This window comes from Janthinobacterium sp. NFX145 (genome assembly GCF_049810325.1).
Lineage (GTDB): Bacteria > Pseudomonadota > Gammaproteobacteria > Burkholderiales > Burkholderiaceae_D > Janthinobacterium > Janthinobacterium rivuli.
This window is the reverse complement of the sequence record NZ_CP187360.1, coordinates 2,262,860-2,284,474: the sequence shown is the minus strand read 5'-3', so window position 1 is coordinate 2,284,474 and position 21,615 is coordinate 2,262,860. Positions and strand designations below refer to the sequence as shown.

Below are 21,615 nucleotides of genomic sequence, written 5' to 3'. Positions count from 1 at the left end.
GCCAGGACCTGCCGCCTCCCGCCCTGGCCTCAGGCCGCGCCGCGCACCGCACCCGGCGCGGCGAGCGCCTCGATGGAGACATTTGCGCTGCCATTCGCACCCGGCCGCCAGCACACTTCGACACCGGCCCGTCCCGCCATGTAAGCGAGCGCCTCGTGCTCCATCTCGCGCACCACATTGGCCAGCTCGGGGCAGCCGAGCAGGAAGAACATCTCGGCATAGGCGCAATACTCGATCGCATAGCCATGCCCGCTGCGGCGTCCGCGCAGCAGGCCCAGCTCTTCGCAGCGCCCGACAAACGCCAGCCAGTAATCGCGCACGGCCGTTGCCGGTTCGGCCGTCTCGGCGATGACCTCGGGCACGGGCCACAGCCAGCGCATCTCCATGCGCCCCGTCTCGAGGAACATGCGGCGGTACAGCGCAAACGCCTCGTTCTGGCCCAGCAATTCGCGCGCCCGGCTGTAGCCGGAGGTAAACATGCTGATGTCGCGCGTGATGCGCGCCCACTGCGCCGCGTGAGCGGCATGGGCAGCGCGCATCGGCGCCAGCGCCGCGTAATGGGCGCGCCAGCGCAGCATCACGCGGCAGACGAAGCCGGCAAACGCCAGGCCCCGCACCTTGCTGCGCAGCAGGCCCCAGATCGCCGAATCGGTCAGGTAGCGCGTCTGCAGCGCCGTCATGCGCGGATGCACGACGATGTCGTACCAGCAGGCGCCGTAATGGGCCAGGCTGGCCGCGCCGCCCTCGACCGGCTGGCACCAGCCGAAGTGCAGCGGGTCTTCCTGGTGGCGCAGGGCGCCGGCGCGCCGGCAGGTGACGCCATAGCGCCGCAGCGCCGCTTCCAGCGCGTCATGGCCGGCCGGCGCCAGGTGCTCGACGCTGTACACGCCGGCCTGCGTGTCCAGCGCGCCGGCCAGCAGCGTTTCGGTGGCCGCGCAGGCCATCAGCGCCGTAAAATCGTAGGACGACATGGCGCCGTGCAGCAGCCAGCCGTCTTCCGGCCGGTCGTCGGGATACACCCACAGGCTGCAGTCGGCGTCGGCGTTCTTGCGTTTCTTCACGGACTGGCCGCTGTTGAAGAACATGCGCGCCAGGCGCTGGCGCATGCCCTTCCAGCGGCCGATGCGGCCAAAGAAGCGCGCCGCGCCCGGCGTCAGGAACTGGATGTGGTAGCGCGGGTCGAACGTCATCACCTGGGCCGCAACGCCGCTGCGGCCCCGCGGCGCGGCCAGCGCGGCCACTTCCGGCGCGGAATAGGCGATCAATGGCGCCGCCTTGGCCTGGCCGGGAAAGTGGAAGCTGGCGTGGCCGTCGTGCCATGGCGCTGCCTCGTGCCGGCACTTGCCCTGCCGCAGCACCTCGATATCGGGCTTGAAGCTGTCGAGTATCGCGTACGGACTTGTTTCGCCGCCGCCGTACGCGGCGCCCGCATAGAAGCGGCTGCGGTACACGCCGGCCGGCGAAGCCTGCTCGCGCGCCAGCTTCATCAGCAGCAGGCCGGACAGGCCGGGCGCCAGGCCCATGCCCGTCAAAATCGTGCGGCCGGCGCGCCGCGCCTCGCCGTCGAGCGCCAGGATGGCCTCGGCCGAAGCCAGGCTGTCGTTGATGTCGATGCAATCGATGCCCGCCTGCAGGCACAAGGCATGCGGCGCGGCGCCGAAGGCATCCATCGGTCCCAGCGCGATGATGGCCAGGTCGAACTGGCGCAGCAGCGCCAGCGCCGCCGCACCGTCGCGCATGTCGAGCGTGACGCTGGCCACCCCGGCCGGCAGGTCGTGGGGCCGCGGCCGCCGCGCGGCGCAGCACAGCTCCAGCTGCGGATGGCGCGCGCGCAGCATGCGCAGGATGCGCCGGCCGCTCTCGCCCGTGCCGCCGATGACGACGACGCGCGCGCCGCCTGGATTGCTATGTTCTTTCATGCCGCTTTCTCCTGTAATGTGGCGCCGTCGGCGACGCCCGATCCTGTCACCACCACCAGTCCCTCTTCCTCGAGCAGCGCCATGGCCCGCCGCGCATCGACCGCCTCGTGCAGCAGCTGCACGCCGGGCGCGATGGCAGGCCCTTCCAGCAGGCAGCGCGCGGCGATGCCGATGGTCACGCCTGTGGCCTGATAGGTGTCGGCGATCATCATGGTCGCGCTGGCGGCCTCGCCATCGGCATACGCGATGTCGACCTTCAAGCCGTAGACGGGCGCCAGCTTGCGCATGTCGCGCCGCGACGCGGCCACCAGCCAGCCGGCCGCGCGCGCCACCTTGGCCGGCGTGCGGTACATGCCCAGCACCTTGGCCAGCACGCAGACCATGGCCGCGCGCGGGCCCACATTGCTGCCGTAGGCGCGCGCCTCGGCGATGCCGGTCTGGCGCGCCAGCCGCGCCAGTTCCTCGGCCGGCACCAGCATGGTGGTGACGCGGCCCACGGGCGCGGGGAAATCGGCCTTGCGCGTGGCTGCGCGAAAGCCCACGTTGCAGTGCTGTCCGTCGCGTATCACGGGAAAGCCACGGTCCTGGCCAAAGTCGCCCAGGCTGTAGACGATGTCCCAGGCCGAGTTATAGGTCCAGGCGTCGCGGCCGATGCAATACGTCTCCAGTTTCAGCGCCGTGCGTCCGCGCGCCGTGCGCTCCAGCACATACCTGGGGAACAGGCCGGACAGGCCGGGCAGCAGGCCGACGCTGATGATGGCGGGCACCTGCGCCGGCTGGCGCTGCTGCGCCAGTTCCAGCGCCGCCAGCAGCGGATCGTAGCCACCCGCATCGATCAGCGGCGCGCCTGCCGCGCGGCAGGCGTTGGCGACCCGTACACCCACCAGGCCGGAAGGTCCGATGCAGGAAATGACCAGCGCGGCGCCGCGCAGCAGCGCCGTCAGGGCAGCCTCGTCGAAGGCGTCGACGGCGGCCCAGGACAGGCGCTGGCGCTGCGAACCGAACCATTCGAACGCCAGCGCCGGCTGGCTGCGCGAGGCGAGCTGCACATCGCAGCTGGTATGGCGCATCAGGTAGCGCACGGCCTCGCGCCCCACCCGCCCGGCCCCGCCGAGAACGACGACGCGGGCTGCTTGTTCAGGAGTATTCATATTGGGAATGATTATCATTTAGGTGATTCGACTATGGACGAGCGTGCGCCGCGCGGCTCCCCCGAAACGGCAGCCGCATGCCCGCTTCGGCAGCTTTTCAGGGGCCGCGCGCCGCCTCACGGCAGGCTGGGCCAGTGTCCGTCCAGCGCGCCGAAGCGCCGCAGCAAGGCGGCCAGCACGGCGTCGCGCTGCTCGATCAGGTAAAAATGCCCGCCAGGGAAGGCTTGCTGCTCAAAGGCGGCGCTCGTCTCGCCGGCCCAGGCCTGCGCATCGCCGGGCGCCAGCTCCGTATCGGCCAGGCCCGTGAAGGCAGTGATGGGGGCGGCGATCGGCGCCCGGTCCGGCGCCGGCACATGCGTTTCGATGGCACGGTAGTCGCCGCGCATGACGGGCAGCACCAAATCAAGCAGCTCGGTCATGCCGGCCAGCGCCGCGTTGGTGCCGCCCAGCTTGAACATTTCCCGCTTCAGGGCTTCGTCCGGCCCCGCATGCAGCAGGCCGGGCCTGTGCCGGGCCGGCCCTTCGCAGGCAGACACCACCAGGTGAGCGGGCAGCGGCCTGCCGCGCCGCCGCAGCGCCAGGTACAGTTCATGCGCCACGACGGCGCCCATGCTGTGGCCAAACAAGATGTAGGGCCGGTCCAGCAGGTGCGGCAGGCGTTCCAGGCCGCCGGCGATGCGCTCGACCAGGTCCGCCAGATTACCCAGCGGGGTTTCCGCAATGCGTTCCTCGCGGCCCGGATACTGCACCGCCACCAGTTCGACCGATGGCGGCAGGGCCGCGCCCCAGCTGCGGTAAAAGCTGGCGGCGCCGCCCGCGTGCGCCAGGCAGATCAGCCTTTGGCGGGCCTGCGGGCGCGGCTGCCAGGTACGGAACCAGCGCGCCGGATCGTCGACGGCGGCCGGCCGGGCCAGCACGGCGCCGCTCATGGCGCCTCCCCGGCGACGGCATTATTGAACTGCCGGTACAACAGCGCCAGGTAATCGGGCCCCACCTCGAAGCCGGCCACGCCGTGGCGTTCGAGCACCTGGCGCAGTGCATCGCTGGCGTACTGGTGGTGGCCGCCGCTGTCCATGCCATCGCGGAAGTACAAATTCACGAAGCCTTCGACAAAGCTGTCCTGCAGGCGCGCCTTCCACTGCGGGAAATCCAGCGCATCGAAGACGCAGCCCATCTCGCCCAGCGCGCGGTAGACCTGGTCCACCGGCACGCTGCGCTGCGACACGAGGTGGTAATTGCTGCTGGCGCCGGTGGCCGAGGCCACCACGCAGGCGATGGCGCGGGCCACGTAGTCGACCGGCACGATATTGATCGTCAGCGCCGAACGCGGATACGCCGATACGGCCAGGCAGGCGCGGTAGAACTTGAGGAAAGCATCATCATTGATGTAGGCCTCGGCGCCATCCTGCCGCTCGCTGTGCAAGCCGCTGTCCCAGGTGATGGTGCCAGGGCGCAGCACATTGACGGGCAAGCCGGCCAGACGGGCGCGGTAAAACAGCTGCTCGGCCATGGTCTTGCTCTGTTCATAGGTCAGGCGCAGCTGCGCCCAGGCATCGGTCGCGGCGACAGTCTCGGCCACCGGCTCGGGTGCGCCTTCCGGCAGCGCGTGGTGCACGGCGATGGTGGAGATATAGTGCACCGGCTTGACGCGCGCGGTGGCCGCCAGTTCGATGATGCGCGCCGCGCCCAGCACATTCGTCGGATACAGGCGCGCCAGCGGATCCATCAGGTTGATCATCGAGGCGCCGTGGACGATGCAATCGATATGCTCGCTCAGCCAGCCATAGCGTTCCGCCTCCACGCCGAGGCGCTCCTGCGCCACGTCGCCGCAGACGATATGCAAACGCCCGTCGTCGGCATCCAGGCGCAAGCCCTTTTGCGCAGCCGCCTGGCGCAGGCGCTGGCGCCCGGCGGCCGCATCGTCGCAGCGCACCAGGCAATGGATGTCGTAGCTGCCCTCGGCCAGCAGGGCCGCCAGCGTGTAGATGCCCAGGTAGCCGGTGGCGCCCGTCAGCAGCAGGCGCCGCGGCGGCTGCGCCGGCGCATGCGGGCGGGCCGCGCCGAAGCCGGCCAGCGCCGTGGCGGCGATGGCGTCCAGGTCGATGCCGGCCAGGAAGGCGTTCTCGCGTTCGCGCGAACGCTCCAGCGCCTGCGCCATGTCGTGGAAGAGCGTATTGCCGAAAATGAGGTCGATATCGACGGCATGGCCCTGCGCCATCAGCTTGCTCAGCAGCGCGATGGCGGACAGGCTCGAACCGCCGACCTGGAAAAAGTCGTCGTCGCGCGCCACCCGTTCCAGTCCCAGCAACTCGCACCAGATGGCCGCCAGCGCCCCTTCGATGCCGTCGGCGCGCGGCGCCTGGTAGGCGCGGGCCGGACCGGCCGGCGCCGCCGCCAGCAGCGCGCCCAGCGCGTTGCGGTCGATCTTGCCGTTCACGCTCAGCGGCAACGCGGCCAACTGGCGTATCTGCACCGGCACCATGTAGTCGGGCAGGCGCGCGGCCATGCCCGCCCGCAGGCCGGCCAGCTGTTCCTCGCCAGCGCCCGCCGCCGCCACCACGGCCAGCGCCAGCGACGGCCCGGCCAGCACCAGCGCCGCCGCCTGGCCCACGCCGGGCTGCGCCAGCGCCGCCGCCTCGACTTCGCCCAGCTCGATGCGGTGTCCCAGGATCTTGACTTGCCGGTCTTCGCGGCCGAGGATTTCGATCACGCCATCGGGACGGTAGCGGCCCATGTCGCCGCTGCGGTACAGCCGTTCCCCGCTGACCGGATGGTCGATGAAGGACTGCGCCGTGCGCGCGGCATCGTTGGCGTAGCCGAGCGCCAGCCCCGCGCCGCCGATGTACATCTGGCCGGCCACCCAGTCCGGGCAATCCTCCAGGCTGTCATTGAGAATGTACAGGCGGTGATTGTCCAGCGGCGTGCCGTAAGGGATGCTGGCGGCACCGGGCGCACTCGCGCCGATCGGATGCCAGACGCACCAGATCGCCGTTTCCGTCGGCCCGCCCAGACTGACCAGCCGCGCCGCCGGGCAGCGCGCCCGCAGTTGCGGCGGCAAGGACAGGGGAATCCAGTCGCCCGACAGCATCACCAGGCGCAGCGTCGCCAGCCGGGCCGCCACTGCGGGCTGGCCATCAATCAAGCTCATCAGCATCTGCATCTGCGCCGGCACCGAATTCCACAAGGTCACCTTGTGCGCGGCCGCCAGTTCGGCCCAATGGCCGGGATCGCCGCGCCGCTGCGCCTGCGGCAGCACCAGCGCGGCGCCCGCGTTGAAGGCGCCGAACATATCCCACACCGACAGGTCGAAATTGAAATTGGCCAGGCCCAGCACGCGGTCCGCCGCGCCGACGGCGAAGCGGCGGTTGATGTCGGCCACCGTGTTCAGGGCCGCACGGTGGCTGACCACCACGCCCTTGGGCGCGCCCGTGGTGCCGGATGTGTAAAGGATGTAGGCCGGCCGGTCGGGCTGCGGCGCCGTCTGCGCCAGCGCCTGGCGCAAGGCCGCCGCGGCGTGGCCGCCCTGCTCCAGGCCATCAACGGCGATGCACTGCAGCAGTGGCGGCCAGCCGTCATCCAGGTGCTCCGTATCGCTCAGCACGAACTGCGCGCCCACGTCGGCCAGGATGTCGTCGCGCCGCAGCCGGGGCTGGCGGGCGTCGACCGGCACATAGCTGGCGCCGGCCAGCAGCGCGCCCAGCACGGCGGCAATCTGCGCCGCGCCCTTGTCGAGCACGATGGCCACCGGCGGCGCCTTGGCGGCGGCGCAGCCCGCATGGCGCAGCAGCGCGGCGATGCGCACGGCCCAGGCCCCCAGTTCGCCGTAAGACCACGCGCGCTCGTCGGCCACCAGCGCCACCGCCTCGGGAGCGGCCTGCGCCTGGCGGCAAAAGCCGCTGTGCAGCAAGTCTTCGGACGGCGCGCGCCAGGTGCGGTTGACGGCCAAGCGCACGGCCTGCGTGGCCGCCGGCAGCGGCACGCCCTGGTGCGCCTGCCAGGCCGCGTCGCCATCGGCCAGCCGCTCCAGCACGTCGGTAAACGCGGCGAAGGCGGGGCCGATGACGCCGTCCTTGAAGACGCCGCCGCGCACGTCCCAATCGACGTGCAGGGTGCCGCCCCGCTCCGTTACCTGGCAATCGAGCCACACCTGCGGCGTTTGCGTGATGCCGTAGCGCAGGCTGGCGCCCTGCATGAAGTCATTGCCGTCGAGTCCCTCGCCGCTGACGCCGACCGTGCTGGTAAACACCACCGGCACGATGGTCTGGCGGCCATTGCGCTGGCTCAGTTCGCGCAGCACGTCGATGCCCGTAAAGCTGCCGTGCTCCATGTCTTGCAGCAGGCGCTGCTGCAGCTGCGCGGCGCGCGCCGAAAAACTCGTTTGCGGCTGCGGCTCCACGGCCAGCACGTTGACGGCGATGAAATCGCCCACCACGCGGTTGACGTCCGGGTGCAGGGCCGGCCGGTTCAGCAAGGTCAGATTCAGGCAGAACTGCTGGCGCCGCGACCAGCGCCCCAGGATGTCGGTAAACGCCGACAGCACCACGCTCGAAGTGGTATTGCCGCAGGCGGCGGCGCGCGCGCGCAGGTTTTGCCACTGCTGCGGCGCCAGCTCGACATGCAGGCGCTCGAAACGCACCGGCTCGGCCTCCGCCAAGGCACGCTCCTCGCGCGTGAGCACGGGCAATTCGGGCGGCGCGGGAAAGCCCGCGTCGATGCGGCCGTGCCAGTACCGGCGGTCGCGCTCCAGGCGCGCCGCCGTCTGCGCATCGGTGCCGGCCGCGCGCTGCGCCAGCACCAGGTCGCGATAGCCGATCTGCAGCGGCTCGAGCTGCAGCGCCGGCTGGTGATAGAACTGTCCCAGCTCGGCCAGCATGATCTGGATGCTGGCGAAATCGGCGATCAGCAGGTCGATGGAAAAATGCAGCACCGCGCCGCCATCGTGGCTGCTCAGGCGCAGTTCGTGCAGCGGCCACTGGTCGGTGACGTAGCAACGCTGGCCCATTTCCTCGCGCACCGCCGCCAGCGCCGCGTCGGCGGCAACGGCATCGACGCCGCGCACGTCCAGGTGCCGCATGGCGGGCAGCGCGACATGGCGCAGCACGGCCTGGTGGCCTTCCGGCGAAACGACCGCGCGCAGCATGTCGTGGCGCCGGATCAGCCGATGCCAGGCCTGCTCCAGGATGGCGGCGTCGATGGCCGGCAAATCGAGCTCGATGTAGCTGTGGCAGCCCACGCCGCCGTAATCGTACAGGCGGGTGCGGCCGACCAGGTAGGCCAGCTGCAGATCGGTCAGCGGAAACGGCTCGTGCCGCGCCTTTGTATCGGTTTCCAGGCGGCGCCCCGCCGCGCGTTCCAGGTGGCGCAGCAGCGTCTCCCTTGCCGCCTTGATGTCGCTGCGCAGCGTCTCGGTCAGCACCCCGGCCGGCGCCTTGAAGCGCAACTGCCCGTCTTCACTCCACAGATGCACGCCCAGGGCCTGCAAACGGGACAACATGGCGGGAACGCCTTCCACTCCTGCTTGCGCATTTTCTTTCAGACTCACAGTGCACCCTCCTCGAAAATCAGTTCATCACCGGAAACGCCGACGGCGCCCAGTTCCTGCCATTGCGTCCGCACCTGCGCCGCCAGCGCCGCGATGCTGGGCGCGCCGAACAGCATGCGCAGCGGCACCGCGCCAGGCCCGACCCGGCGCTCCTGCAACAGCGCGACGATGCGCGTGGCGCTGAGGCTATCGCCGCCGATCGCGAAGAAATCGTCGTCGCGCGAAATCCGTTCGCGCTTGAGCACCTCTTCCCAGATGGCCGCGACGGCCGCTTCCAGCGCGTCGCGCGGCTCCTGGTAAATGCGCTCGCAGCGCGACAGGTCGCCCAGGCGCTGCGCCACCTGCCGGCGGTCCACCTTGCCGTTCTCGCTCAGCGGCAAGGCCTCCAGCAGCAGCACCGTGGCCGGCACCATGTAGTCGGGCAGCAGCTGCGCCAGATTGCGCCGCAGTTCCTCCACATAGGCGGCAGCCTGCTCCGGCTGCGCCACGCCGGCGCGCACCACCAGCGCCGCCGCCAGGCTGGCCGGCGTGCCCACCGTCACGGCCACGGCCTGATCGACGCCCGCCTGCGCCGTCAGCGCCGTCTCGATCTCGCCCAGTTCGATGCGGTGGCCACGCACCTTCACCTGATGGTCGAGGCGGCCCAAAAATTCCAGCGTGCCGTCCGGCCAGTAGCGGCCACGGTCGCCCGTGCGGTACCAGCGCTGTCCCTCGTGCAGCACGAAACGCTGCGCCGTCAGTTCCGGCGCGCCCCGGTAGCCGTCGGCCACGCCGGCGCCGCCGATCCACAATTCGCCCGCCACCCAGTCGGGGCAATCGCGCCCCTGCGCGTCGGCCACCCGGTACTGCTGGTTGGCCAGCGGACGGCCGTACGGAATCGACGTCCAATGCGCGGGCAGTTCACCCACCACTTCGTGCACGTTCGACCAGATGGCCGCTTCCGTCGCACCGCCCATGGCGATCAGGCGGGCCGCGCCCCCCGTGCCATCGGCCAGGCGCCGCGGCAGATCCAGGCCGATCCAGTCGCCCGACAGCATCACCTGGCGCAGCGGCAGGCTGCGCCCTTCGTTGCGCGCCACGATCAGCAGCATGTCGAGCAGCACCGGCACCGAATTCCACACCGTCACGCCGTGCGCTTCCACCAGCTGCAGCCAGGCGGCCGCGTCGCGCCGCTGTTCCTCGCCCACCAGCACCAGCGCGCCGCCTGCCCCCAGCAAGCCGAAGATGTCGTACACGGACAGGTCGAAATCGAGCGCCGACAGCGCCAGCGCGCGGCTCGAACTATCAATGCCGTAGCGCGCATTGATGTCGTCAACCGTGTTGGCGGCCGCCTGGTGCGCGATCTGCACGCCCTTCGGTTCGCCCGTCGAGCCGGACGTGAAGATCACGTACGCGGGCGCGTCGGGCGCCACAGCGACGGGCTGCGCCAGCGCCGCGTGTTCCTGCGCCTGGCCCAGGTCGAGCAAGGCGGCCGTGTCGCCCGCCTCCAGTTCCGGCCAGTGGCTGCGCTGGCACAGCACGTGGCCGATACCGGCCGCGCGATGGATGCGCGCGCGCCGGCTGGCCGGCTGGCCCACGCCGACCGGCACATAGCAGGCGCCGGCCGCCAGCACGCCCAGCACGGCGATGATCTGCCCGGCGCCGCGCGGCAAGCTCACCGCCACCGGCATGCCGGGCGTCACGCCCTGCGCATGCAGATACGCCGCCACCTGCAGCGCCCTGTGCGCCAGTTCGCCGTAGGGCACGGCTACGCCGTCCGTGCCGATCAGCGCCACCTGCGCCGGCCGCGCCAGGGCCTGGGCAAAGACGTCCGCATGCAGCTGCCGCGCGCGCCGCGCCTGCTCGGTGGCGTTGACGGCGGCGCGCACCTGCGCCTGCGCCGGCGGCAGCTGGCAGGGCAGCGCCGCCGGCGGCGCATTCCACGCCACGCCTTCGAGACCCTTCAGCGCCGCGACAAAGGCGGCGAACATGCTGTCGATCATGCCGTCAGGGAAAAGTTCATCGACGGCATCCCAGGAAAACAGCAGCTCGCCGTGGTGTTCGTACATTTGGTGGTCGAGCCAGACCTGCGGTGTTTCCGACAGGCCGCCATCGGCCAGGTCGGGGAAGCCTGCTGGCAAAGCCTGGTCGAACAGGCTGTCGGCGATGCCCAGGGTGCTGGTAAACACCACCGGCAAGGCGGCCGCCGCCATGCCCACGCTTTTTGCCCGTTCGCGCTGCACCCACACCGAGGACACTTCGCGGTGTTCCAGCGCATCGGCGATTTCCTGCTGCATGGCGCGCGCCAGCGGCAGCAGGCCCGCGCCGTCCCGCGGCTGGAAGGCCACCGGCGCCAGCGACGTGAAGTCGCCCAGCACATGCTGGATGTCGGCATGCACGTCCTGGCGGTCGAACAGGGTCAGGTTCAGGGTGTGGGCGGCGCCGCCGCTCCACTGACTGAGGATTTGCGCATACACCGTCAGCACCAGCACGGACGGCGTGATGCCATGCGCGCGCGCCTGCTGGCGCAGCGCTTGCCAGCAGACGGCATCGAGGCGCGCGGCGCGGCGGCGGAAACGCACCGCCGCCAGCGATTGCGGATCGCGCGCCAGTGGCAGCGCGGGCGCCGGCGGCAGATCGGCCAGGCGGCCGCGCCAATACGCTTCGGCCTTTTCCAGCGCCTGCGGATCGGGCTGCACCTGGGTCACGTAATCGCGGAAAGTGATGGCGCAGGCGGGCAGCACGGCAGCGTCGTCGCCGTACAGCAGGGCCAGTTCGTTAAGCAGCAGCTTGATGCTGTAGCCGTCGAGCGCCATATAGTTCAGGAACATGCCGATACGGCAGCGCAGCGCGCCCCCGTCGCCGCGATAAGACACCGCCTTCAGCTCGAACAGCGGCCAATGGCCAAGCGCCGGCGCCTGCTCTTCCCACGCCAGGTGCAGTCGTGCCTGCGCCTCCTGCGGCGATGCGGCAGGCACGGCGTCGAGCGCGATGTGCACGGCCGGTACCTGCTCCTGCACGCGCTGCAAGCCATCCTCGCCGATCAGCACGCGCAGCATGTCGTGCCGTTGCACCAGGCGGTTCCATGCCCGCTCCAGGCGCGTCAGGTCGACATCGGCGCCGTCGAGTTCCACCAGATAATGCGTGCCGCAACTGAGCGGCAAGCCGCCCGTCTGGCCCATCCAGTAGGCGCGCTGCACTTCCGTCAGGGCAAATGGTTGATGCCGCGCCTGCGGCTCGGCCACCACCTGGCGCCGCTGCGCCGGCGCAGCGACGGCCTGCAGTTGCGCCGCGAATTCGGCCAGCACGGGCGTGACGAACAGCAGTCGCAAGCCCAGCGGCGAACCCAGGCCCGCCTGCTTCAGGCGCGCCATCGCCTGCGTCGCCAGCAGGCTGTCGCCGCCCAGTTCAAAGAAGCCCTGCCGGCGGCCGATGCGCTCTTGCCCCAGCACTTCCTGCCACAGCGCCGCCACCGTTTCCTCGCGCTCGCCCTGCGGCGCCTCATACGCCGTGCCGGACGCGCCGGCCTGCGCCGCCAGCAGCTGCGCCACCTGCCGGCGGTCCACCTTGCCGTTCGCGCTCAGCGGCAGTGCCTCCAGCAGCAACACCGTGGCCGGCACCATGTAGTCGGGCAGCAGCTGCGCCAGGTTCTGCCGCAGCGCCTCGATGTAAGCCGTTGCATACTCCGGCTGCGCCACGCCGGCGCGCACCACCAGCGCCGCCGCCAGGCTGGCCGGCGTGCCCACCGTCACGGCCACGGCCTGATCGACGCCCGCCTGCGCCGTCAGCGCCGTCTCGATCTCGCCCAGTTCGATGCGGTGCCCGCGCACCTTCACCTGATGGTCCAGCCGGCCAAGGAACTCCAAGGTGCCGTCCGGCCAGTAGCGGCCACGGTCGCCCGTGCGGTACCAGCGCTGTCCCTCGTGCAGCACAAAACGCTGCGCCGTCAGTTCCGGCGCGCCCCGGTAGCCGTCGGCCACGCCTGCGCCGCCGATCCACAATTCGCCCGCCACCCAGTCGGGGCAATCGCGCCCCTGCGCGTCGGCCACCCGGTACTGCTGGTTGGCCAGCGGACGGCCGTACGGAATCGACGTCCAATGCGCGGGCAGCTCGCCCACCACCTCGTGCACGTTTGACCAGATGGCCGCTTCCGTCGCACCGCCCATGGCGATCAGGCGGGCCGCGCCCCCCGTGCCGTCGGCCAGGCGGCGCGGCAGATCCAGGCCGATCCAGTCGCCCGACAGCATCACCTGGCGCAGCGGCAGGCTGCGGCCCTCGTTGCGCGCCACGATCAGCAGCATGTCGAGCAGCACCGGCACCGAATTCCACACCGTCACGCCGTGTGTTTCCACCAGCTGCAGCCAGGCGGCCGCGTCGCGCCGCTGTTCCTCGCCCACCAGCACCAGCGCGCCGCCGGCCCCCAGCAAGCCGAAAATGTCGTACACGGACAGGTCGAAATCGAGCGCCGACAGCGCCAGCGCGCGACTGCTGGCATTAATGCCGTAGCGCGCATTGATGTCGTCGACCGTGTTGGCGGCCGCCTGGTGCGCGATCTGCACGCCCTTCGGTTCGCCCGTCGAGCCGGACGTGAAGATCACGTACGCGGGCGCATCGGGCGCCACGGCCACCGGTTGCGCCAGCGCCGCGTGTTCCTGCGCCTGGCCCAGGTCGAGCAAGGCGGCCGTGTCGCCCGCCTCCAGTTCCGGCCAGTGGCTGCGCTGGCACAGCACGTGGCCGATGCCGGCCGCGCGGTGGATGCGCGCGCGCCGGCTGGCCGGCTGGCCCACGCCGACCGGCACATAGCAGGCGCCGGCCGCCAGCACGCCCAGCACGGCGATGATCTGCCCGACGCCGCGCGGCAGGCTCACCGCCACCGGCATGCCGGGCGTCACGCCCTGCGCATGCAGATACGCCGCCACCTGCAGCGCCCTGTGCGCCAGTTCGCCGTAGGGCACGGCTACGCCGTCCGTGCCGATCAGCGCCACCTGCGCCGGTCGCGCCAGGGCCTGGGCAAAGACGTCCGCATGCAGCGGCCGCGCGCGCCGCGCCTGCTCGGTGGCGTTGACGGCGGCGCGCACCTGCGCCTGCGCCGGCGGCAGCTGGCACCGCAGCGCCGCCGGCGGCGCGGCGCCCGTCAGGCTGGCCAGCAAGGCTTGATAGGCGCTGAACATATCGTCGAGCATCCCTGGCGGGAACAGCGCCTCGACCGCGTCCCAGGTCAGCACCAGCGTGCCCTTGTATTCATACAGCTGATGGTCGAGCCAGACCTGCGGCGTTTCCGACAGGCCGCCGGCAACCATCTCGGGAAAGCCCGGCGCCGGGTTTTCAAACAGGCCGCCACCGAGGCCCAGGGTGCTGGTAAACACCACGGGCAGCGAAGCGGTGGCCATATCCATGCCGCGGCTGCGCTCGCGCTGTATCCAGATGGACGACACTTCGCGGTGTTCCAGCGCATCGGCGACTTCCTGCTGCATGGCGCGCGCCAGCGGCAGCAGGCCCGCGCCATCCCGCGGCTGGAAGGCCACCGGCGCCAGCGACGTGAAGTCGCCCAGCACGCGGTGTATGTCGGGATGCACGTCCTGGCGGTCGAACAGGGTCACATTCAGGGTGTGGGCGGCGCCGCCGCTCCACTGGCTCAGCACCTGCGCATAGGCCGTCAGCAACAGGACGGACGGCGTGATGCCATGCGAGCGCGCATGCTGGCACAAGCTGCTCCATTGCGGCGCGGGCAGCACCGCCTGGCGCCGCGCAAAGCGGGCTTCGCGCAAGGTTTGCGGGTCGCGCGCCAGCGGCAGCGCGGGCGCCGGCGGCAGGCCGGCCAGGCGGCCGCGCCAATACGCCTCGGCCCGCCGGACGGCTTCCGGCTGCGGCTGCACCTGGATCACATAGTCGCGGAACGACAGCCCCGGCGCCTGCGCCGGACCATGCGGGTCGCGATACAGGGCCGCCAGCTGGTCGAGCAGGAGCTTGATGCTGAAACCGTCCAGTGTCATGTAATTGAAGAAAATCCCCAGCCTGCAGCGGTTGCCGCCATAGCGCAGCGCATGCAAGGTATGCAGCGGCCACGCATCCTCGCCGCGGCCGTGCGCTTCCCAGCGGCGGTGCAGCCGCTCCTGCGCCACCGCGGCGTCGGCAGTGGCCAGTTCCTCGACCGCGATGCGCAAAGGCGGCACCTCGGCCAGCACGCATTGCTGTCCATCCGCGTCCACCACGGCGCGCAGCATGTCGTGCTGCAGCACCAGGCGGTTCCACGCCTGTTCCAGGCGCGCCAGGTCGACATCGGCGCCGTCCAGTTCCACCAGATACAAGGTGCCGCAGCTGAGCGGCAAGCCGCCCGTCTGGCCCATCCAGTAGGCGCGCTGCACTTCCGTCAGGGCAAATGGCTGATGCCGCGCCTGCGGCTCGGCCACTACCTGGCGCCGCTGTGCCGGCGCCGCGACGGCCTGCAGCTGGGCCGCGAATTCGGCCAGCACGGGCGTGGCGAACAGCAGCCGCAAGCCCAGCGGCGAACCCAGGCCCGCCTGCTTCAGGCGCGCCATCGCCTGCGTCGCCAGCAGGCTGTCGCCGCCCAGTTCAAAGAAGCCCTGCCGGCGGCCGATGCGCTCCTGGCCCAGCACTTCCTGCCACAGCGCCGCCACCGTTTCCTCGCGCTCGCCCTGCGGCGCCTCATACGCCGTGCCGGACGCGCCAGCCTGCGCCGCCAGCAGCTGCGCCACCTGCCGGCGATCCACCTTGCCGTTCGCGCTCAGCGGCAAGGCCTCCAGCAGCAGCACCGTGGCCGGCACCATGTAGTCGGGCAGCAGCTGCGCCAGATTGCGCCGCAGTTCCTCCACATAGGCGGCAGCCTGCTCCGGCTGCGCCACGCCGGCGCGCACCACCAGCGCCGCCGCCAAGCTGGCCGGCGTGCCCACCGTCACGGCCACGGCCTGGTCGACGCCCGCCTGCGCCGTCAGCGCCGTCTCGATCTCGCCCAGTTCGATGCGGTGCCCGCGCACTTTCACCTGATGATCGAGGCGGCCAAGGAACTCCAAGGTGCCGTCCGGCCAGTAGCGGCCACGGTCGCCCGTGCGGTACCAGCGCTGGCCCTCGTGCAGCACAAAACGCTGCGCCGTCAGTTCCGGCGCGCCACGGTAGCCGTCGGCCACGCCGGCGCCGCCGATCCACAATTCGCCCGCCACCCAGTCGGGGCAATCGCGCCCTTGGGCGTCGGCCACCCGGTACTGCTGGTTGGCCAGCGGGCGGCCGTACGGAATTGAGGTCCAATGCGCCGGCAGCTCGCCCACCACTTCGTGCACGTTCGACCAGATGGCCGCTTCCGTCGCGCCGCCCATGGCGATCAGGCGCGCGTTATTGGCCGTGCCGTCGGCCAGGCGGCGCGGCAAGTCCAGGCCGATCCAGTCGCCCGACAGCATCACCTGGCGCAGCGGCAGGCTGCGCCCTTCATTGCGCGCCACGATCAGCAGCATGTCGAGCAGCACCGGCACCGAATTCCACACCGTCACGCCGTGCGCTTCCACCAGCTGCAGCCAGGCGGCCGCGTCGCGCCGCTGCTCCTCGCCCACCAGCACCAGCGCGCCGCCGGCCCCCAGCAAGCCGAAGATGTCGTACACGGACAGGTCGAAATCGAGCGCCGACAGCGCCAGCGCGCGACTGCTGGCATTAATGCCGTAGCGCGCATTGATGTCGTCAACCGTGTTGGCGGCCGCCTGGTGCGCGATCTGCACGCCCTTCGGTTCGCCCGTCGAGCCGGACGTGAAGATCACGTACGCGGGTGCGTCGGGCGCCACGGCGACCGGTTGCGCCAGCGGCCAGTACAGCACGGCCGTGGCCATGTCCAGCAACAGCACGCTGTCGCCCGCTTCCAGCTCGGGCCAATGGCTGCGCTGGCACAGCACGTGGCCGATGCCGGCCGCGCGGTGGATGCGCGCGCGGCGGCTGGCTGGCTGGCCCACGCCGACCGGCACATAGCAGGCGCCGGCCGCCAGCACGCCCAGCACGGCGACGATCTGCTCGACGCCGCGCGGCAAGCTGACCGCCACCGGCATGCCGGGCGTCACGCCCTGGTCGCGCAGGCAGGACGCCACGCGCAACGCGCGCCGGGCCAGTTCGCCGTAATTCACTTCTTCGCCAGCGGCGCCGATCAGCGCCACCTGCGCCGGCCGCGCCAGGGCCTGGGCAAAGACGTCCGCGTGCAGCGGCCGCGCGCGCCGCGCCTGCTCGGTGGCGTTGACGGCGGCGCGCACCCGCGCCTGCGCCGGCGGCAGCAAGGCGGGCGCCGGCATGTCCCAGTCGCCATCCTGGCGCAGCAGCCAGTCGATCAGGGCTCCATGCGCGTCGAACATGTCGTCGAGCAGGCCTTCGGGGAACAAGGCATCAACGGCATCCCATGCCAGCAGCAGGCCGCCATCCATTTCATATACCTGGTGGTCGAGCCAGACTTGCGGCGTCTGCGAAATCATGTAGCCTAGCTGGCCCAGCGCCGCGCGGCACTGCGGATCGACCAGCGGCGTGCCCAGGTTGCAGGCAAATACCACGGGCGCGGCAAGCCCTTCGCCTTGACGCTGGCGCGCCAGGTCGCGCTGCACGCGCACGCCGGAATAGGCGGCATGCGCCACATCAGCATGCACTTGCGCCTGCAATTGCCGCACCCGTTCCAGGAACGGCATGGCCACGCCGAAGTCGCAGCCCAGCAGCAGCAGGCTGGTGAAATCGGCCACCACCTCCTCGATGCCGGGATGCTCCGTCTGGCGGTCGAACAGGGGAATGTTGATCAGGAAGCGCGCCTCGCCGCTCCAGCGCGCCAGCACTTCCGCATAGGCGGCCAGCAGCAGCATGGCCGGCGTCACCTGGTGCGCCGCCGCGGCGCGCCGCAAGCCGCTCCATTGCGCGGCCGTCAGTTGGCGCGTGCGGCGCGAAAACGTCGGCCGCGCCACGGCGCCGGACACCACCCGCAGGGGCAATCCCGGCGCGCCCGGCATGCTGGCCAGGCGGCCTTGCCAGAATTGCCTGGCCTGTTCCATCCGCGGTCCCCGGCGCTGCGCCTCCTGCGCCAGGTAGCGCGCAAACCGCCATTGCGGATCGGCCGCCGGCGCGGCGGCGCCGGCATAGGCGGCGGCCAGGTCGCGCAGGATGATCTGCAGGCTTTGCACGTCGGCCACCAGCAAATCGACGTCGAAGTGGATGCGCGTGCGGCCGCCGTCGAGCAAGCTCAGTTCTATCCCCATCACCTCGCCCTGCTCCACCGCCAGGCGGCGGTGCGACAAGCGTTCGCGGACGTGCTCCAGCGCCGCCTGCGCCTGCGCCGCGCCCTGGCCGCGCAAGTCATGCAGCGCCACGCGCGAAGGTGCAGGTGTGGCGCCGACGGCCTGCAAGCCATCGTCGCCGAAGCTGGCGCGCAGCATGCAATGGTGCGCCTGCACCAGCTGCCAGGCTGACTCCAGCCGCGCCGCATCGACGCCGGCGCCATCGAGCTCGATATACGCGTGGCAGCCGACGCCGCCCAGCTCCTGCTGTTCCTGGCGGCCGATCCAGTATGCATGCTGCACGTCCGTCAGCGCGAATGGTGCATCGGGATCGAAGCCGGCCGGTTCTGGCAGCGGAGCGGAGACGGCAGGGACGATGCCCGGCATCGCCGCCAGCGCCGGCGCGAGCAGCGCCAGCCAGGCGTCCACGCGCGGGTTGTCGATCAGGGCGGCGAACGTCACGTCCGCCCCCGCCTGGCGCCACAGGCTGACGAGGCGCAGGATATTGAGCGAATCGAGGCCCAGCGCGATCAGGTTGTCGGCATCGGCCAACGCCGCGCCGGGCTCGAACAGCAGGGCCTGTATCTGGCCGATGACGGTCTCCCGGGTCAGCGCGGGGCGCTGTTGCGGATGCGGGTGCGGCTGGTTCACGGGGAATGCTCCTTCAGCGGAAAGGGAGGGGTTGCGGGGCGCCGGGCCGTTCATGGCGCCACCACCAGGTACTGCGAAATACTGCTGAATTTCTCTATCGTTTCCTGCAGCTCGCGCTCCGGCGTCGATTGCGCGACGATGCCGGCGCCGGCCTGCAGCCAGGTCTGGTCGCCCTGCCGGTACAGCGCGCGCAGCACCAGCGCGGCATCGAGGAAGCCGTCGCTGTCGGCGATCATCACGCAGCCGCTGTACGGGCCGCGCCGGTACGTCTCGAGCCGGTTGATGGCGTCGATCGCCTGCCGCTTGGGGATGCCCGAAGCGGTCACCGCGGGGAACAGCGCGTGGAAGGCATGCCAGGCGTTGCGCCCGTCGTCCAGCCGGCCCCTGACGCGCGACGCCAGGTGCTGCACCGGGCCGCGCTGGCGCACCGTCATGAATTCCGAGACCATCACCGAGCCGGGAAGGCACAGCGGTTCCAGCTCCTGCACGGCGAGCTTGACGGAAACCGCGTGTTCGGCGATTTCCTTGCTGTCGCTTTCGAGCTCGCGGCGCAGGCGCTCGCGTTCCTGTTCGCTGCCCACGTTCGCGCGGGTGCCCGCCAATGGCTGGGTACTGACTTCGCCGGCGGCGCTGACCTCCACCACGGTTTCGGGGCTGAAGCCGACGATGGCCTGGCCTGGCCGCTGCAGCACGAAGGAACGCGCCGGCGTGTTGTGGCGCCGGCCCACCAGGTAGCTGGCGATCAGGTCGATTGCGCCATGCACGGGCACCTTGCGCGAGAGGATCACTTTTTGATACTGGCCGGCGCCGATTTCGGCCACCGCCTGCGCCACCTGGCGGCGATACTGGGCAGCTTCGAACGTGGCGATGTCGGGCGCCAGGCGCGGGCGCGCGGCGGCCGCTGCGTCATCGCGCGGGCGCCGCAGGCAATCGCGGTCCAGGGCAACGACCAGCCCGGCCAGCCGCTCCAGCTGCGCCGGATCGAGCGCCCGCAGCAGCGCCGTTCCATCGCGCAGGCGCACTTCCATCCGCGGCACGAACAGGTCCAGCAGCGGCAGCGCGGCGGCGGCCGGCGCACTGCCGTGCAGCGCATCGGCCAGCTCGAAATTGGCGCTGCCGTAGACGCGCCAAGCGCGCACGGGAAGCGCCGCCAGCGCCTGCGCGACGCCCTGGCACAGGTCCGGACCGGGCCAGTCGCGCGACTGGCCGCCCTGCTCCAGGCGCACGCCGGCCGCGTCGGCCCGCACGCTGGCCGCACGGCCCAGGCCAACCGACCATTCGCCGTGATGCTCGTAGAGCGCATAGTCGTCGGCCAAGCCGGCCTGCACCAGCAGCGCCGCCAGCTCCATCGGCGCGGCGCCGGTGGCCAGCTGGCGCTCGGCATAGGCGGCCACTGTGGCCGTTTCCGCCGCAGGCCGCGCCAGCGCCGCCAGGCGCCGCTTGTCGATCTTGCCGACCGGCGTCAGCGGCCAGGCCTGGATGAACGCGAGCTGGTCCGGGCATTTGTACTGGGGCAGGCCTTGCTGCTGCAAAAAGGCCGCCAGCTCGCCCAGGCCAGGCTCGCGCCCGGCCACGATCAGGAAAGCGCAGCTGCGTTCGCCCAGCCGCTCGTCGGGCAGGCCGACCAGCGCCGCGCTGGTGACGTCGGGATGGAAGCACAGCGCCTGCTCGACTTCCTCGGTGGCGATCTTTTCGCCGGCGCGGTTGATCTGCTCCTTGACGCGCCCCTCGACCACCAGGTTGCCCTGCGCCGTCATGCGCACCAGGTCGCCCGAACGGTAATAGCCGTCGGCGCTGAAGGTGCGCGCATTGTGCTCGTCTGCGCGGTAGTAGCCGCGCAAGGTGTACGGACCGCGCGTGAGCAGCTCGCCGCAGGCGCCTGGCGCCACATCGCGCCCGTCGGCGTCGACGATGCGCACCTCGTCATGCGGCGACAGCGGCCGGCCCTGGGTATGCAGCACCACGTCCTGCGGGTCGTCCAGGCGGGTGTAGCACAGCAAGCCCTCGGCCATGCCGAACACCTGCTGCAGGCGGCAGCCGAATCCGGGCGCCACCTTGGCTGCCAGCACCGATTCGCAGCGCGCGCCGCCCACCTGCATGAACGCCAGACTGGACAGATCGGTACGGTCCCAGGCCCGCGCTTCCAGCCACAGCTGCACCAGCGGCGGCACCAGCGCCGTGAAGGTCACGCCTTCGCGGGCGATCAGCGGGAAGCATTCGTCCGGACCCGGCGTCTGCGCCAGCACCACGGTGCCGCCCACCGACAGGGTGCCCAGCACGCCGGGACAGGCCAGCGGGAAATTGTGCGCCACGGGCAGCGCCGCCAGGTAGACGCTGCCGCTATCGAGGCCGCACAACTCGGCCGAAGCGCGGGCGTTGTAGGCATAGTCGGCGTGGGTGCGGGGAATCAGCTTGGGCGTGCCGGTGGTGCCGCCCGACAGCAGCAGCAAGGCCGTCTCGCGGTGTCCGGGCGCGCGCCGCTGCGGCGTCGCCGTGCGCGCCGCGCCGCGCTGTTCGATCTGCGCCAGGGTCAGCCCCGCACCGGTGGCGGCGGCATCGGCGCCATCGATGATCAGGTGCGCCAGCGACGGCCGCGCCGCAGCCACCTCGCGCGCCAGCGCCGCGTAATCGAAGCCGAGGAAGCGCTCCTTGACGATGTAGGCGACCGGTTCGGCCAGCGCGCACAGCGCCTCGATATCGCCGCGCCGTTGCGCCGGCATGGCCATGATCGGCAGCGCGCCGAGGCGGAACAGGGCGAAGCTGGCCAGCATGAAGGCGATACTGTTCGGCAGCTGCAACAGCACCCGGTCGGCGCGGCCGATACCCAGCTGCTCGAAGCCGGCGGCCAGGTCGTCGACCCTGGCATCGAGTTGCCGGTAGCTCAGCCGCGCGTCCTTTTCCACCAGCGCCGTGGCGTCGCCGTGCATGCCCGCCCACTGCCGCAGGCAGTCGCCCAGCGACTGCGCCTGCCAGTAGCCATGCCGCTCGTATTGGGCGCACGCGGCCTCGGGCCACGCCGTGAATTCCTTGTTCGTCATTCGCTGCTCTCCAATGAATGCCGGAGCGGCGCCAGCGCTAGCGCACCCACCCGGCCGGATCAATCGCGCATCCGGCAAAAGGCCGGATGTCAG

General features: G+C 71.1%; 6 protein-coding genes. All 6 read right to left on the bottom strand.

Annotation, left to right across the window (positions count from 1 at the left end; genetic code table 11):
• Positions 1–29 precede the first annotated feature (29 nt).
• The gene (locus tag ACPJXG_RS10185) at positions 30–1,919 is read right to left on the bottom strand and encodes a hypothetical protein (RefSeq protein ID WP_425254803.1); all 1,890 of its coding nucleotides are present in this window, start codon (positions 1,917–1,919) and stop codon (positions 30–32) included.
• Entirely contained in the window at positions 1,916–3,070 is a 1,155-nt protein-coding gene (locus ACPJXG_RS10180; protein ID WP_425254146.1) for a saccharopine dehydrogenase NADP-binding domain-containing protein, read from the bottom strand. Before ACPJXG_RS10180 ends, ACPJXG_RS10185 begins: the two co-directional genes overlap by 4 nt.
• 116 nt (positions 3,071–3,186) lie before the next feature.
• Entirely contained in the window at positions 3,187–3,999 is an 813-nt protein-coding gene (locus tag ACPJXG_RS10175) for a thioesterase II family protein (protein ID WP_425254145.1), read from the bottom strand.
• Complete coding sequence (locus ACPJXG_RS10170; protein ID WP_425254144.1) at positions 3,996–8,612, bottom strand: amino acid adenylation domain-containing protein; 4,617 nt, start codon at positions 8,610–8,612, stop codon at positions 3,996–3,998. The genes ACPJXG_RS10175 and ACPJXG_RS10170 overlap by 4 nt, the downstream gene beginning before the upstream one ends.
• A complete protein-coding gene (locus tag ACPJXG_RS10165; protein WP_425254143.1) occupies positions 8,609–18,484 on the bottom strand; it encodes an amino acid adenylation domain-containing protein in 9,876 nt (3,291 codons plus the stop codon). Before ACPJXG_RS10165 ends, ACPJXG_RS10170 begins: the two co-directional genes overlap by 4 nt.
• 50 nt (positions 18,485–18,534) lie before the next feature.
• Complete coding sequence (locus tag ACPJXG_RS10160) at positions 18,535–21,522, bottom strand: salicylate synthase (protein WP_425254142.1); 2,988 nt, start codon at positions 21,520–21,522, stop codon at positions 18,535–18,537.
• Positions 21,523–21,615 lie beyond the last annotated feature (93 nt).

Bases quoted from the DNA above. Each gene is read 5' to 3' on its own strand.
- ACPJXG_RS10185 (WP_425254803.1), bottom strand. From the start codon at position 1,919: ATGAAAGAACATAGCAATCCAGGCGGCGCGCGCGTCGTCGTCATCGGC.
- ACPJXG_RS10175 (WP_425254145.1), bottom strand. From the start codon at position 3,999: ATGAGCGGCGCCGTGCTGGCCCGGCCGGCCGCCGTCGACGATCCGGCG.
- ACPJXG_RS10180 (WP_425254146.1), bottom strand. From the start codon at position 3,070: ATGAATACTCCTGAACAAGCAGCCCGCGTCGTCGTTCTCGGCGGGGCC.
- ACPJXG_RS10160 (WP_425254142.1), bottom strand. From the start codon at position 21,522: ATGACGAACAAGGAATTCACGGCGTGGCCCGAGGCCGCGTGCGCCCAA.